At 70.7% G+C, this 14,798-nt stretch carries 11 protein-coding genes; all 11 read right to left on the bottom strand.

Going from position 1 to position 14,798, the window contains the following annotated elements; genetic code table 11:
* Nucleotides 1-49: 49 nt before the first annotated feature.
* Nucleotides 50-1,837, bottom strand: a complete 1,788-nt coding sequence (locus IE153_RS02190; protein ID WP_189587907.1) for a hypothetical protein — start codon at nucleotides 1,835-1,837, stop codon at nucleotides 50-52.
* Between the two features lie 18 nt (nucleotides 1,838-1,855).
* On the bottom strand, nucleotides 1,856-2,044 hold the full coding sequence (locus tag IE153_RS02195; RefSeq protein WP_189587909.1) for a hypothetical protein: 189 nt from the start codon (nucleotides 2,042-2,044) through the stop codon (nucleotides 1,856-1,858).
* 117 nt (nucleotides 2,045-2,161) lie between these two features.
* Entirely contained in the window at nucleotides 2,162-3,196 is a 1,035-nt protein-coding gene (locus tag IE153_RS02200) for an SGNH/GDSL hydrolase family protein (protein ID WP_189587910.1), read from the bottom strand.
* Complete coding sequence (locus IE153_RS02205) at nucleotides 3,193-6,903, bottom strand: ABC transporter ATP-binding protein (RefSeq protein WP_189587912.1); 3,711 nt, start codon at nucleotides 6,901-6,903, stop codon at nucleotides 3,193-3,195. The genes IE153_RS02200 and IE153_RS02205 overlap by 4 nt, the downstream gene beginning before the upstream one ends.
* 20 nt (nucleotides 6,904-6,923) lie before the next feature.
* Nucleotides 6,924-8,402 carry a carboxylesterase family protein gene (locus IE153_RS02210; RefSeq protein WP_189587914.1) on the bottom strand — a complete coding sequence of 493 codons (1,479 nt, stop codon included), beginning with the start codon at nucleotides 8,400-8,402 and terminating at the stop codon, nucleotides 6,924-6,926.
* Entirely contained in the window at nucleotides 8,402-9,478 is a 1,077-nt protein-coding gene (locus tag IE153_RS02215) for an acyl-CoA synthetase family protein (protein ID WP_189587915.1), read from the bottom strand. The genes IE153_RS02210 and IE153_RS02215 overlap by 1 nt, the downstream gene beginning before the upstream one ends.
* Nucleotides 9,471-10,838, bottom strand: coding sequence for a thymidine phosphorylase (locus IE153_RS02220; protein ID WP_189587917.1), 1,368 nt, complete (start codon nucleotides 10,836-10,838; stop codon nucleotides 9,471-9,473). The genes IE153_RS02215 and IE153_RS02220 overlap by 8 nt, the downstream gene beginning before the upstream one ends.
* Nucleotides 10,839-10,848: 10 nt before the next feature.
* Nucleotides 10,849-12,123, bottom strand: coding sequence for an aminotransferase class III-fold pyridoxal phosphate-dependent enzyme (locus IE153_RS02225; RefSeq protein WP_189587918.1), 1,275 nt, complete (start codon nucleotides 12,121-12,123; stop codon nucleotides 10,849-10,851).
* Nucleotides 12,120-13,268 (bottom strand): glycosyltransferase, encoded by a 1,149-nt coding sequence (locus IE153_RS02230; protein ID WP_189587920.1) that lies wholly within the window; start codon nucleotides 13,266-13,268, stop codon nucleotides 12,120-12,122. Before IE153_RS02230 ends, IE153_RS02225 begins: the two co-directional genes overlap by 4 nt.
* On the bottom strand, nucleotides 13,259-13,954 hold the full coding sequence (locus tag IE153_RS02235; RefSeq protein ID WP_189587922.1) for a glycosyltransferase family protein: 696 nt from the start codon (nucleotides 13,952-13,954) through the stop codon (nucleotides 13,259-13,261). The genes IE153_RS02230 and IE153_RS02235 overlap by 10 nt, the downstream gene beginning before the upstream one ends.
* Nucleotides 13,951-14,775: a TauD/TfdA family dioxygenase gene (locus IE153_RS02240; protein ID WP_189587924.1), complete on the bottom strand. Its 825-nt coding sequence runs from the start codon at nucleotides 14,773-14,775 to the stop codon at nucleotides 13,951-13,953. Before IE153_RS02240 ends, IE153_RS02235 begins: the two co-directional genes overlap by 4 nt.
* Between the last annotated feature and the right edge of the window lie 23 nt (nucleotides 14,776-14,798).

Consider the following 14,798-nt stretch of genomic DNA (forward strand, 5'->3'; position numbering starts at 1 on the left):
GACTTCCTTCCTTCCCGGCGTTCCGCCAACAGGGCACCTGGTGCCCGCCTCAGGGGGGCGGGCCGAGCAGTTGGGCCAATGGCACGGTCGCGCGCGCGAACCACATCGCGAACCCGGACACGACCAGCGCCCGCATCCGCAGCGAGGGCCCGGATCCACTCGGGTCACAGCGCACGCGCGCCTCCTCACCCGCCGCGATCTCGTGCACGGTCCTTGTGTGCAGCGTCCCGACACCGTCGTCGATGTCGACGACCACCCGGGCTGCGGGGTCCGTTCGCCTGCCGCCGAAGAAGCGGACCCCGACGACACCCGGCGCCGGTACGGTGATCAGTGGGAAGCGCACCGGGTCAGGCGATCTCGCGAGGTGTCCGCACACGTCGCACTGCGCCCAGAAGTTCTGGCGGTCACTCGCCACGTTCCGTGCCGTGCTCACGTACACCGGGAGCCCGCACAGCCGGCAGGCGCACAGTTCTTCCGGCAGCTTCGGCCCGAAGAGCAGTCCGCTCTTCATGGCTCGCTCGACATCGCGGCCCCCGATGGCGGGGACCGACGCCACGAAGCGAACCAGGTCCTGTTCGAACCGGCGGGCGAGGTCCGTGGTCTTGGCGAGACAACGGGCGACTTCGGCCCGCGCGGTCTCGTCGTAGAGCTGCCGTTCGTTCGCCGCCGACAGCACCCTGGCGGCGCGGGCCGACCAGCCCGAGGCGCTGTCGATCCAGCCCCCGCCGTCGTCCAGCGCCCCGCGTGCGGCGGGGCCACCCGCCAGGCGCAGCGCAGTGACCTGCTCGCGCACGTCGTGGAGGGTGCGGGTCAGCTCCCGCACCCGCTCCTGGTCCCGTGACCGGTGCGCCGACCGGGAAGCGACGGCGTCGAGTTCGGCCTGCAGGCCGGTGACGACCGCCTGTCTGTCGAGGACGGCGTCGGTGTACCCCAACAGGACCGGGTCGCCCAGGCACAGGGTGCCCGCCGACGGGTCGTCCCCGCCCGGCGCGGACCCGGCCAGCCGGTTCAGCTCGTGGGCGACGATGGCGGCACGGGACGTCGGCATGCGGTAGAGCGACCCGCACACCGTCGCCGCGTACGAACTCGCGAAGGCGTCGACGAAGTTCGACGCGGGCACGCTGCGCCGCCAGTCGGGTATCAGCGCCCCGCACGATCCCAGGTGGATCCACACACAGCGAATCTCGTCGAGCCTGCACAGCCTGAGATCGTGCGCCGCGCAGGCGCAGTCCTGCTCCGGGAAGCGGCTCAGGCTGTGCGAGCAGATGAACCTGCCGCCGATCTTGACGTGGGACTCGTTGCCGTGTCCGTACACGGAAAGGCTGTGCACGCCCTGCGCCCCGGGGCCCGTGAACTGTGCTGCGTCGCCCACCACGGAGGACGAATCGGCGGCGTCGACGACGACGTGCCTTCCGGCCTGCGCACGCCGTGCCAGGGCCATGCGCCTCAGCATGAAGCCCAGTTCCCCCCTCGAGCGGGCCGGCAGCGTGCCCACGGGCATGCCGACGCGGCGCCCGAAGGCCACGATGTCGCGAGCGAGACCGAGGTCGAACTCCTCGCGGGCGACGACCACCAGGACGTACCGAGCCGACGCCGGTATCGACCGCTCGGCGGCACCCCGACGCAGATCCTCCGCACAGACCTCCGTGACCGTGCGGCATCCGAGCGGAGCGAGGTCGTCCTCGTCCGGAAGGAGATCGCTGCGAAGGACGACCACCGCGCCCTCGGGCCACGTCCGGTCGGTCGCGGTGGCACTCGACAGCGAGGCGTACCACCGCAGCACGTCCCGTTGTCTGTCGTCGACCTGGACGACGGCGGACGGATGAGAAGAGCCCACGTCACTCCCCACGGGTCTCTAGATCCCCGGGTGCGGGGCTACTTCGTCCAGCGACAGCACGGCCCCGACGTTCTCCTCGGGTACGTCCTCGAACCAGTCGAGGTCCTCCGCTGCCGCCTTGTCGGCCGGTCCCGTCGTACCTGCCGACGCGGTCTCCTGGGCGGGCGTGGTCGGCTCGTCGCCGTGTGCCTGCTCTGCGTCCTGCACAGCGTTTCTCCTTCTCTGCGGGTGTCGTCACTTTCAGGGGATGTCGTCATATGGGGCCGGTGGCATGCACGTGTGGCCCGCGCCGCCGCATGTGGTGGTCCGTCGAGGGCCGAGGAGCTATCCGACGCACTCCCGGATCCCGTGCGCCAGGTACTCCCCGTACCGGCGGTGCGCGCTCGACGTCAGGTGGATGCCGTCGGCGAGGAAGTCGGATTCGCCGACGTCCGCCCACTGGCGCACTCGGTGGACCCTCTTGTCGCCCCACTTCATCACCGTCTCCACGGTGGCGTCGTGCATCTCGACCATCTCCGCCGCGGTCATCCCGCCGGGGCCCTTCAGGTCGCGGTACCGGGGGCTCATGGGCGGGACGATCACGACCACCTCGCTGTCGGGCACGGCATCGATGACGCGTTTCACGAACCCGAGCATGTTGGTGAGGTAGGTGTACTGGTTCAGGGACCCGGTGAGGTAGATCATCCCGCCGACCGCCATCGTCACGTACCGCGGCCGCAGGTCGGCGATCAGATCCGCGAACAGCGGTTCCATGTGCGTGCCCTTGCCGCGCGCCACCGACACCAGGTCGAGGTCGTCGCGCCACCGGCTCGACTGGACATAGTTGGTGAGCGGCGAGTCCGCCCCCATGCCCTGCGACAGGGAGCCGCCGTAGTGCACCCACCGTTTCGGGTTCGGGACCGGCGATGACGCGGTCGCGCTCTTCTCGATCCGCAGGTCGATCAACCGGAACTGGGCGTAGAGCGGCAGCCAGATCTCGACCAGCCGGTCGCCGCCGTCCTCGTTGCCGAGGTCCAGTCGCAGGGTCTCCTGGGTCTTGAGGGCGGACAGCGCACGCCGGCCGAGGCGGCGCCCGTTCACCACCACGTCGACGGACTCCAACTGCTCGACGTCCTCGGCGAGTTCGATGATGTTGTCCGGGCACCGTGAACACAGGTAGTCCATTTCGATGCGCGCGGCATCCGTCACCAGCGCGACGGACACCCCGGACGGCATGGCGGCCCGCCCGATGCCGCCCTCCGGGAAATACAGGCGGGCCTCGTCGAACGGAACCCGCCACGGCGCGAGCCAGTTCTCGCCCTCCTGCAACGAGACCGCCCCGTTGAACCTGAATTCTTCGCCGCATGTCAAAGACTTCACGCTCTGTCTCCTTGTCCTCGGTTGCTCGTTGCTCCGTCGTGTACGGAGGCGGCCCACAGGTCCGCGTAGAGTCCGTCCGACCTCAGCAGGGCCTCGTGGCCGCCGGACTCCAGCAGCCGGCCCCGTTCGACGACGGCGATGACGTCGGCCTGAGCGGCGGTGGCGAGCCGATGCGCGACCACGACGGTCTTGCGCCCTCCGCCGCCCTCACGCAGCGCGTTGACGATGCTCCGCTCCGACTCCAGGTCGAGCGCGCAGGTGGCCTCGTCCAGCAGAAGGAGGTCCGGATCCGACACGATCGCCCGCAGCAGGGCGACCACCTGCCGCTGGCCCGCGGACAACGCCGATCCTCGGGGTCCGACGTCGTAGTCCAGACCGCCGGGCAGGGAGGTGATCATCTGCGACGCGCCGAACGAGCGGACCGCCCGCATGATCTCCGCCCGGGACACGCCCGGACGGCCGAACGCGATGTTCTCACCGACGGAGCCGCTGAACAGATGTGCCTCCTGCGGCACGAGGGCGGTCCGCCGACGGTAGTCGCGCAGCGGAATCGTGGCGACGTCCACGCCGTCGACGCGGATGGCCCCCCTCTGCGGTCGGTAGAAGCGTGCCAGCAGCTTGACGATCGTCGACTTCCCGGCACCCGTGGGTCCGACGACGGCGACGGACTGCCCCGGACGGATGTCGAGAACGACGTCCAGGAGGGAGTACGGGGCGTCCCGGCGGTAGGTGAAACCGACCCGGTCGAACCGGATGGCACCTCCGGCGCCCGGCATGCCCGCCGGCGCGCCGTCGAGCGCCTCCTCCGTAGGTTCCGACAGCAGGCCGTTGATGCGCTGGAGCCCCACCCCGGCTTGCCGGGCACTGTCGTAGACCGTGGCCATCTGCTGGATCGGGTAGTACATCATGGACAGGTACAGGATGAGCGCGGCGATCGTCCCCCCGTCGTCACCGACCGCCCAGGGCAGTCCGTCCACGGTGGTCGGCAGCAGCACGCAGATCAACGCCATGTCGATGGTCAGTGCGACCAGGGGGAAGAACCAGGCCGCCGCGCGATGTCCCGCCTGGCGCTCGTCGCGGTAGGCCGCCGACTTCTGCGCGAACTCGGCGATGATCCGGTCGGTGCAGCGGAAGATCTGTGCTGTGCGCACCCCGTGCACCTTCTCGTGCAGGTCGGCGTTGACAGTGGCGAGAAGTTCCCTCGCCCTCGGGTACGACCGGGTGACGATCCGCCGGAACGCGACAGCCCCGGCGAGCACCAGCCCGGCCACCGCTGCCAGGACCGGCCAGTAGCCCGGCGCCAACAGCACCACCACCACAGCGACGCCGAGCATCAGCTGCAGGTTGACGATCAGGGACAGCAGACCGGACTGCAGGAACGCGGACAGCGAGTCGACGTCCGCCGTCATCCGGGTCAGCAGATTCCCCGACCGCACTCGGTCCACATAGCCCAGGGGAAGACGCTGGATGTGGCGGAAACACCGCAGGCGGACGGCGAACAGCACCCGGTCGCACACCCGCGTGGTCGCGCGAACGGTCCCCCACCCTGCGATCCAGCTCATCGCGGTGATCGCGAGACCGAGCACGAACAGCAGCGCGACAGCCGTGGCGTCACCGTCCGTCGAGCGCCCGAGGACGGCCCGCGCCACCGCCGGAAGCGCCACGGCCGCGACGACCTCGATCCCGATGCAGGCGAGTGCCGTGACGGCCGCCGACCGGACCGGCCGCAGCGCCTTGCGCAGGCCGAACGGGCCGCTCTGCCGACCGCCTTCGACATCGGCGCGCTCGGGCTCGTCGACGACCGGAGGCAGCTCGGTGACGTATGTCGCGAGCGCCGCCGCCGGATCGTCCTCACCGGCCCCCGCCCCGGCGCGGCCGGCGTCCGGAGGAAGCGTCTCGCGCACATCCGGCTCGCTGCTCTCGACCTCGTCGGCGCCCAGCGTGGGAGTCGGTGTCTCCTCACCGATCAGGGTCTTCAACCGCACGGAGCCGCGCAGGAGTTCCGCGGCGTCGCCCTGCTCGACGACGCGGCCGCCCTCGACGACGGCGATCCGGTCGGCGAGGGACAGCACGGCGCGCCGCCGGCCGGTCACGACCATGGTGCAGCCGTGCCCGAGCCGCCGCCGCAGCGCGTCGAACACCCGCGCCTCGGTCAGGGTGTCCAGGGCGGACGTGGCGTCGTCGAGCACCAGCAGCCCCGGAGAGTTGTACAACGCCCGGGCGAGCGCGATCCGCTGTCGCTCACCGCCGGAGAGCCTGGCTCCGCCCTCACCCACGGAGGTCCGGTCCCCCTCCGTCATGCGCTCGAGCATCGTGTCCACGGCCGCGTCGGTGAGCGCCGACGCATACCGGTCCGCGTCGAACCCCCGGCCGAGGAGGACGTTGTCCCGGATGGTGCCGGAGAACAAGAACGGTTCCTCCGTCACCAGCACCACGTCCGGGTCGCCGAAGCGTGCCGTCCCGGCCCCGGCTCTTTCGCCGAAGTCGCCGAAACCGTCGACGAGTTCGACGCGTCCCGCAGTGGGCCGGTACTGCCCCTGGAGCACAAGTCCGAGGACCGACTTCCCGGAGCCGGCCTTGCCTGCGACACCGAGGCACTCTCCCGGCGCGACCTCGATGCTCACCCCCCGCAGCACGTCCCGCGCGTCCGGCCCGAGTGTCAGCTCGACGTCGGACAGCAGCACGCCGAGTCCCTCGCCGCGGCTCGTCCGGGAACCGGGGCCGGCCGCATCCGGCGGATGCTCGCCGCTGCCGGTGATCGCGTGGATCCGCTCGACGGACGACCTGGCGAGCGCGATCGCGGAGACCACCCCGGCCAGCAGCCGGACGAGTCCGGTCATGGTGAGCAGGTAGGTGGCGAACACGATGAACGTGCCGACGCTGATCTCACCGCGCAGGGTCATCGTCCCGCCGACCCCGATGACCAGGACGAGCGCCAACTGCGGCAGCACCGCCAGGCCTGGGCTGAACGCGGCGTTGAGCCGGGCGACCCGCTGGCGCTCCCCGTACAGGTCGCGAGCCAGGCCCAGAAAGCGTCGCTCGATCAACTCCTCCCGCCCGAAGACCTTGGTGACGGGAAGTCCGGCTATCGCCTCCCCGGTGAACGAGGTCAGGTCGGCCGTCGCCTGCTGGGAGAGCCACGTGGCCGCGTAGATCCGCCGACGGGAGCGGACCACGAGCGCGCCCGCGAGGGGGATGGTGACCAGCGTGGCCAGGGCGAGCACCGGGGAGAGGGTGAACATGATCAGCATCTGGATCACGACATGCAGCACCGCGGCAGCGGCCTGGGGGGCCAGTGCGAGCAGCGACTGGACCACCTGCAGATCGGCGATCGACCTGGAGACCACCTCACCGCGCCGCACGGCGTCCTGCCGTTCGCCGGAGTGGCGGCACACCGAGGACAGCAGCGCCACGCGCAGGTCGTGCTGCACCCGGTTCGCCAGACGGCTCGCCGTCACGCGCTGACCGAACTGGGCGGCGAACCTGAGGAGGGCGCCGACCGTGAGCAGGACGAGCGCGCCGGTGGCGACCGGCCGACCGGCGGTCAGTCCGTCGACCATGGACCTGATCACCAGCGGCGTGGCGAGGTCTATCCCGACACCGGCCAGTGCGAGCGTCAGGGCGCCGACCGCCGCCCGCCGGTCGGCCGCCCACGACATGATCAGCCGTACCGCCCATGACGGCGACGCCCGCAGTTCCGTGCCCACCACCCGTGGTCCTCGCTTCTCTACCGGCCCGCTGCCGCGGTGTCGTCGTCCAGCGGCCAGGCCGCGGTGTCCACGCTCGGCGTCCGCCGGATGCGGACGAGCCGCTCCGTGCCCGTCTCGTACGGGGGCCATGTGAGGCCACCGGTCGTCGGGGTCCGCCCGCTCGCGAAGTCCACGAGCGCCGACTGGACGGTGCGGGCGACGGCGACGTCGGTCTCGGACGCGGTGCCGGGTGCGGAGATGTCGAGCAGCAGGGACGCGAGGTCCATGCCGTGCAGCGCGCGCTCCGCGTCGGCGAAGTTGTGGTCCGAGGGGACGTAGTCGTACACCTGGTACCAGCACCGGCCGCCACCCGCCGTGGCCTTCGCCCGGAGCAGGTCGCGGGCCGGGCGCAGGAACAGCTCCTCGTTGATGAACCGCTCAAGGTCGGTTCCGTACCGCGCGATGCGTGCTGCCCCGGCCCTCGCTCCCTGTGCCACCACGCGCGCTCCGCCCGGCATCAGGCGGTCCCACAGACCGGCTTCGTTCGCGGTGTTGGACACCAGAAGGTCGATCTTGCCGGAGGCCGTGCCCGCCCCGATGGCCTCCGCCGGGGAGCGGGGCAGATGTACGCCGTCCACCACATCCCGGTAGTGCACGATCTCGCGGCGTCTGAGCAGGCGTTCGTGCGCCACCTTGAGGTGCACGTTCGGGACGGAGAGGATCCGCTCGGGGTCTTCGGTCAGCCCGGCGCAGTCGAGGAACTCCCGGGCGAACTCGGTCGCCTCGTCCCTCGGCACCACGTTGTCACAGCCGCCGCTGTACATCGCGGCCCGTTCGAAGAGGCCGTCGGCGGCCGTGCACCCCAGGAGGGACCCGATGTTGCGCGCTCCCGCGGATTCCCCGAACACCGTGACATTGGTGTCATCGCCGCCGAAGGCCGCGATGTTCTCCTTCACCCAGGTCAGCGCGAGGAGTTGGTCCCGCAACCTGAGGTTGGCGCTGTCCCGTCCGAGCAGGTCGTCCAGGAAGAGATGCCCCCAGCAGCCCAGCCGGAAGTTCATGGTGACCACCACGACGCCGTGGTTGCGGCTGAGCACCTCCGGGCGCCTGCCGGGCATGTTTCCCGAGCCGGCGACCTGCATGCCCGGGTGGAACCAGACGAGAACGGGAAGGCCGGTGCGTCCGGGGTCGGGTGTGTACACGTTGAGGTTCAGGCAGTCTTCGTGCTCCGGGTCGGCGGTGTGGGCGAAGTCGAACTCCCGCATGACGTCGGAGGCCTTGTCGTAGACCGGCGGGAGCTGCCAGGACATGCTGCCGTGGCGCAGCGCCGGCCGTACGCGGTCCCAGGGTCGTGGCCGTACCGGGCCGGCGAACCGGCCGCCGCCGGCCGGGAGCGCGCCGTAGGGAATGCCCCGCCACACGGCGAAGCCGGACGGCCGGTACTGCACCCCGCCGACCTTGCCGGCCGTGGTCGTCCGCACGACGGGGACCTTCTGTCCGCCTCGGGCGTTCGCCATCAGTAGATCCCCTCGACTACGCGACTGCCTTCGAACTCCGACAGCGGGACGACGTCCGCGAGTGAGTCGCCGAGCCAGTCCTCGCTCCGGGACACGCGCACGGCCAGGTCCCGTTCCAGGTTGTTCGGCAGGAACATGTCCCGCGTGACCGTGTGCATCAGCACCTGCCCCCGGGCGCCGTACGGCACGGGCGCGCGCGTGTCCGGGTCGACGACGCGGACGAACAGCTCGGGGCCGACCGGGTCGAACACCGGGAGATCGTCGGAATCCGTCGATCGCCTGAGCAGTGCCCGGGTGCCCGTGATCGAACTCGCGTAGGTGGCCACGAAGGCCGTGCCGGGGAACATCAGGTGCGCGTACTCGTACAGTTCCTCCCGCGTCATGCGGGCGCCGCCCCAGGTGATGACCCGTACCGTGGCACGCACCAGTTCCGCCAGCTCCTGCGACCGTGCGATCCGGCGAAGCAGCGGAGGGGTCACCAACAGGTGACCGACGTGCTGTGTCCGGAGCACGTCCCGGGCCTGTGCCAGGACGTGCTGCGCATAGCGCTCCTGGAGTTCCGTGCCGATCCCGGACTTCACCCACCGCGGGTCGATGTCCACTTGGAGGTAGAGCACGCGCAGCCGGTGCGCCCACCGTCGCTGCCAGTTCCCCGCGAGATGAGGGCCGGTCGGGAACAACGACAGCATGGTGTGTCCCGCCGCCTCCGGCACGTACGCGCAGTACATGTCGACCAACTGCTCCATGCGGATGTCCGACAGGACGGCCCGCTTCGGACTGCCGGTCGTTCCGCCGGACTCCACCACGCAGGGCGGGGGTTCGTGGGCCAGTCCCCTTGGCACCAGGTCCTCGACGCGTGTCTCGCGCAGCTCGTTCACCCGGGACGGGAACCGCCCCAGATCGTCGAAGGTGTGGATGTCGGCGACCGGGTCGAAGGGCAGCGCGTCGCGGTGCTCGACCCAGAACCGCGACCCCGTCCCCTTGTCGAAGTGCCAGCGGAGCATCTCCGACAGGTGCTGCCGCACTTGCTGTTCGGACGCGGGCGCGATGATCCCACTGGACGTGGACCTAGACATGGACCATCCCCGTTTCCTGGGGGTGGACGTCCCCTTCGGACACCGGCTCCGGTTCGCCCGGCACCCGGCAGTCCTCCTGCCGGCCGATGGAGAAGGCCCGGGACACCAGCGCCACCGCGTCGCCGCTGTCCCGCCCGTCGTGGAACACCTCGGCGATGACGTCGCCCTCGGCCACGTGCTCTCCGAGGTGCCGGGTGAGCCGGATCCCGGCGTGGGGGTCGATGACGTCGTCGGCGCTCACCTTGCCCGCGCCCAGCTTCAACGCGGCCCGGCCGATGTCCAGCGAGGAGATGTCCGTGATCCACCCGGTGCCCTGCGCGCGGACCGAAGTGCGCGCTTTCGGCCTGCAGTATCCGCCTCCGCCGAGCACCGGCCCGGTGTCGCCGCCCTGCGCCTCCAGCATCCGGACGAGCATCGACAACGCGGCCCCGGAATCGATGGCCGACCGAAGCCGTTCACGGATCCGTTGCTCGGGTTCGTCCGGTTCCGAGACGCGGACCATCTCGACGGCGAGGGCCTCGCACTCCGCCCTCAGCCTGCGGTCACCGGTGCCGCGCAGGAACCCGATCGCCTCGTCGATCTCCGCCGCGTTGCCGACGGCCGTGCCCAGGGGGACGGAACCGTCGCTCAGCACTGCCCGGCATCGCAGCCCGAACGCGCCGCCGAGCCGGACCAGCAGTCCCGCCAGCCGGCGCGCCGACTCACGGTCGGCAAGCAGGGCCCCGGCACCGTACCTGACGTCGAAGACGACCGCGTCGGCGTTGACCGCCACCTTCTTGCTGACGATGCTCGCGGCGATCAGTGGTGCCGACCGGACGCATCCGCTGACCGACCGGAGGTCGTAGGTCGCGGTGTCACCGGGTACGAGTGCGCCGGAGAAGGACCCGATGACGATGTCGTCCGCGGCGAGCCGCGTGGCCAGCTCCGACGCGGTGAACTCCAGCTTGAGCCCCGGTACGCTCTCGAGCTTGTCGATGGTGCCCCCGGCGATTCCGAGCCCGCGACCGCTCAGCTTGCACACCCGGACTCCGAGCGCGGCCACCAGAGGCACCACGATCAACGTCGTCTTGTCGCCGACGCCGCCCGTGCTGTGCTTGTCCACGACGGTCCGCCCGTCGCGGGGGACGGCGCCCTCTCCTCGGGCCGGTCCGAGATACGCCCTGGTCAAGTCGACGATCTCCGCGAAGCGCAGCCCTCGGCCCGCGAGGGTCGCCAGCCAGGCGGTGAGCTGGTAGTCGGCCAGCCTGCCGCTCCGGTACGCGTCGAGAACCGCGGACGCCCGCTCCGTGGTGAGCGTCTCGCCGTGACGGAGCCGCTCGATGTGCTCCAGAATGTCGTCAACCCCGATTGCGTCGTTCATCGTCGGCTCCTCACCGTGCGGCGACCACCTTGCGGACCGCGGTGACCACGTGGTCGGCGAGCCGGTCCTCCTCCTCGCCGCTCAGACACGCGGGGGGCGCGAGCATGATGGTTCTGCCCTGCTGCCGTGTGTACGCGCCGAGGTCGTACGCCACGTGCTGGACGCTGTCGGCGATGTCGGCGCTGTCGAGTTCGACGCTCAGGGCCAGGCCGTGTCCGCGGACGTCGAGTACGCCGTCCGCGCCGCGCAGTTCCCGGCCGAGCGCGCTGAGCAGTCTGCCGCCGATCGCGCGGGCCGCTGCGACGGCCCCGCTCGCGCGCATGTGCTCCAGCGTCGCGCTCGCCGCCGCGCAGGCTGCGGCCGAGGCCGACATGGTGTGGCCGTACGGCACGATGCTCCCGGGGGCAAGCCGATCGAGCACCCCGTCGCCGACCGCCACGGCTGCCAACGCGCACACGCCGTTGGTGAGGCCCTTGCTGAAGGCCGTCAGGTCGGGACGTACGCCTTCATGCTCCTGCGCGAACCACGCCCCTGTCCGGCCGAGGCCGGTGAACACCTCGTCCAGCACGAGCAACGCCCCGTACTCGTCGCAGATGCGCCGGATGTCTCCGAGTACTCCCTCGGGCAACCGGATGCCGCCACCGACATTGAGGAACGGTTCCACGAGCACCGTGCCCGCGGCCGAGCCGGCCAGGATCGTGCGCAGCTGAACGGCGATGTGCTCCCGCGCCTCGCTCGACCGCTGCCCGGCGCCGGTGAACTCGCCGAACTCCACATGGTGGACGCCCCCGCCGCACCGGTCCGGGGTGATGCCGGTCTGTGGCAGGCCGGACAGCGACTGGCACAGCGCGGTCGAGCCGTGGTAGCCGGACTCGAAGGTGACGATCTCCGTCCGTCGGCTGTCGACCGCGGACCAGTACAGCGAGGAGATCTTGACGGCGAGTTCGATCGCCTCCGAGCCGCTGTTGGCGAAGAAGAAGCGGTCGCCGCCGTGCCCCGGGATCTCCCGCAGCCGGTCCGCGAGCAGGTGGGCGGGCTCGGAGAGCCCCTGGGACATGTCGACGTGCGCCAGTGTCCGCAGCTGTGACACATAGGCGTCCACCACTGGCTCGACCCCGTGCCCGCAGAACACGTTCAGCGCGCCCGACGTCGCGTCGATCACCCGGTGGCCGTTGCGGTCGACCAGCCGGGCGCCCCGCCCGGTGACGAACGTCGGGCCCGAGTGATCGCGAGGAGCCCGCCAGGGGCGCCCAAGAGCTGAAGCTGTCTCTTGCCCGGAATTCATCGTCCCCAGCTCCCCTTCTCGATCCATGTGCACAGGTCGTGCGCGGTACGGCGGTACGAGTACGAGTCGAGAGGAGCGCGGTTCCCGCGGTTGCGGTGGATCGCCTCCAGGGCGTCGGCCCCTTCCTCGGGGTCGTCCGCCCCGTGAGCCAGTCCGTCCCTGGTCAACTCGTCGAAGGTCGGGCCGTGCCGGTCGAGGACGGTGGGGAGGCCGAACAGCCTCGAGTCCCTGGCCCGCAACCGCACGCAGGTGTCGTTCTCGACGCCGCGCCGGCCGATGCACATCAGTGCGGACGTCCCGGCCAGCACCCGGAAGTACTCGGCTTGGCCGAGCGGGGCCCGGCGCAGCGTCACGAAGTCGCCGCATCCCCATTTTTCGACGGCGGCGAGCAGTTCGGACATCACCGCCGCGTTGTCGGCGTTCTCGCTGCCGTACAGGAACTCGAGCTCCAGGGGCACACCGCGGCTGCGGGCGATCCGTGCTGCGTCCAGTGCGAGGACCGGATCGAGGTACGTCCACAGCCCACCCGACCAAGCCACGCGGAAGGTCTCCCCCTGGACAGCGCGGCCGAGTTCCCGCCGGGCCAGCGTGGCGGCGGACTCCGAGAACCCGATGGGGATCGTCGAGATCAGCGCATCGAGCGTCCCCGAGGGCTGCATCGCCTCGACCGTGACGCGCCCGGTGACACAGAGGTTCGCCACCAGCGTCGCCCGTTCCACGGCCGACCGGCACGTGAAGAACGTGCCGGTCGCCAGCTGGGTCCGGTACGCCTCGACCGTGCGCCGGTAGGCGTCCTCGCGGTTCGCGTTCCGCACCAGGGAGGGGTACAGCGCGTGTTCGAGGGGCGGGGCGTTCTCCACGATCACCGGCCTGCCGCTGTCGGCCAGGGCCGACAGCCGCTCGGGGGACGGCGAATCGAAGGAGTACACCAGGTCGCTTCGCCGCAGTTCGTCCGCCCACTCCGTCTCGCGGGTCACGAGCCGCACACCGGCGCCGAGCTTCTCGGGCCTGGAGCCCGGCGAGAAGACGGTGACGTCGGCGACCCGCGAGATTTCCGCGGCGAGTTCCCGCGCGCGCAGCCCGATCCCACCGAGCGACGTCCAGTCGACGCGGTGACCGGTGCAGTCCATCAGCACTACGGGCATCGCAGGCCCCAGACGTCGGACGGCCGCGTCACGTTGACGTAGCTCTCGACCTCGACGTACTTCGCGCCGGACAGCACCGGTGTGGGATCGGTGGCTATCGCCGGCAGCTTTTCCCGGTACTCGGGGGAGACCATCGGGACCACCCACAGCCCGTCGAACCTGTCAAGGTCCTTCTGCGGTTTCTCCTCGCACGCCGTGATGACACCGGCCGGCCGGTCGAAAGCCACCGCGCCGTCGGCGCGCAGCACTTCGGGGTCGGTGGTCGGATACACAAGCGCCGACCGGCCGTGCCGCTGCGCCGCATCGACCGCTTTCGTGAGGTCCCCCGGCTTCCTGGTGGTGAAGATCTGATCCGCGAGCACCACGGCGGTCACCCCTTCGCAGAACGGCAGGCCGGCACGGACGGCACCCTCCAGACCGGGCCCGTGCCGCTGCGGGTTCTGCACGGTGAACACCACGTCCGCGCCCGGCTTGCCCAGTTCGTTCTCGATCACGTCCATCGACCCGGCCCGCCCCGCTCCGACGACGCCGATGACGCGCACCTGCGTCGGATCGAGTTCGGTGAGGGGTGCGAGGCAGCAGTGCAGCACGGTGCGGTGCGGGCTCACGGTGTGCAGTTCCTTCGGGTACCTGGCCCCGAACCGCGTGCCCTCGCCCGCCATGGCGATGATGACGGACGCCCTCATGAGGTCTTCTTCGGCGCGTTGGTGTGCAGGCTGCGCAGGAGCAGTCGCGGATGCCGCGGGTCGTCGGTGAAGTTCTCCCGGCCGTGGGCCAGCACGTCGTTGCGGAAGATCAGGCACTGACCCGCCCGGAGGAGCAGGTCGATGCGTACGTCGGGGTCGTCCCGGCGTGCGCGGAAGAAGCGCAGGGCGCGATCGAGCGCGTGCTGTTCGGCCGCGTCCCTGGGATACCAGCGCTCGACCCGCCCCTCGCCGTACCGGGTGGCGTAGTGGCCGCTGGCGAGTTCGAGGAACACCGGCCCGAGGGCCTCTCGGTCCACGCCGGGAATCGTCGACCGCCGGCCGAGGATCGTGTCCTGCAGCAGCACGTCGGCCGCCTCGGGATCCTCCGCCCGCAGCTCGTCGAACACGCGTCCCGCATTGAGCAGGAACGTGCTGCCGCCCCGGTGCGCCGGGGACACGCAGTACAGCAGGGTCGTCTTGATGGTCCCGATGTCCTCCAGGAGCCCGTCGGTGTGCCAGCCCTGCGCCTCGCCGGTGTGGAAGACCGGGTGGTCCGAGCCCCCCTTTCGGGTCACCTCGGTGACGATCGGCTCGTCCCGGTCCCGGTACAGCAGCGGGACGTAGGGCTCTCCCAGGCCGAAGTCGGAACGAATCGCGGCCATCTCGCGGTGGGCGTCCGCCGTCGACACGGTCACCGACGGGCTCTGCGTCACCGCGAAGCCGTAGGTCTCCAGCATCTCCAGGGTCTCGTCGGGCTTCAGCAGATCGGTCACATGCCCGCGAGCGGTCAGCTCCGTGTAACTCGACTTCATCAGTTGCATGTCACGCGCCCGTGGATGTCGAA

The organism is Streptomyces massasporeus, assembly GCF_014648995.1.
Taxonomy (GTDB): Bacteria; Actinomycetota; Actinomycetes; order Streptomycetales; family Streptomycetaceae; genus Streptomyces; species Streptomyces massasporeus.

Excerpts from the sequence above, each read along its gene's own strand:
- IE153_RS02210 (WP_189587914.1), bottom strand. The coding sequence starts at position 8,402 with ATGGCGAACGCCCGAGGCGGACAGAAGGTCCCCGTCGTGCGGACGACC.
- IE153_RS02215 (WP_189587915.1), bottom strand. The coding sequence starts at position 9,478 with ATGTCTAGGTCCACGTCCAGTGGGATCATCGCGCCCGCGTCCGAACAG.
- IE153_RS02220 (WP_189587917.1), bottom strand. The coding sequence starts at position 10,838 with ATGAACGACGCAATCGGGGTTGACGACATTCTGGAGCACATCGAGCGG.
- IE153_RS02225 (WP_189587918.1), bottom strand. The coding sequence starts at position 12,123 with ATGAATTCCGGGCAAGAGACAGCTTCAGCTCTTGGGCGCCCCTGGCGG.
- IE153_RS02230 (WP_189587920.1), bottom strand. The coding sequence starts at position 13,268 with ATGCCCGTAGTGCTGATGGACTGCACCGGTCACCGCGTCGACTGGACG.
- IE153_RS02235 (WP_189587922.1), bottom strand. The coding sequence starts at position 13,954 with ATGAGGGCGTCCGTCATCATCGCCATGGCGGGCGAGGGCACGCGGTTC.
- IE153_RS02240 (WP_189587924.1), bottom strand. The coding sequence starts at position 14,775 with ATGCAACTGATGAAGTCGAGTTACACGGAGCTGACCGCTCGCGGGCAT.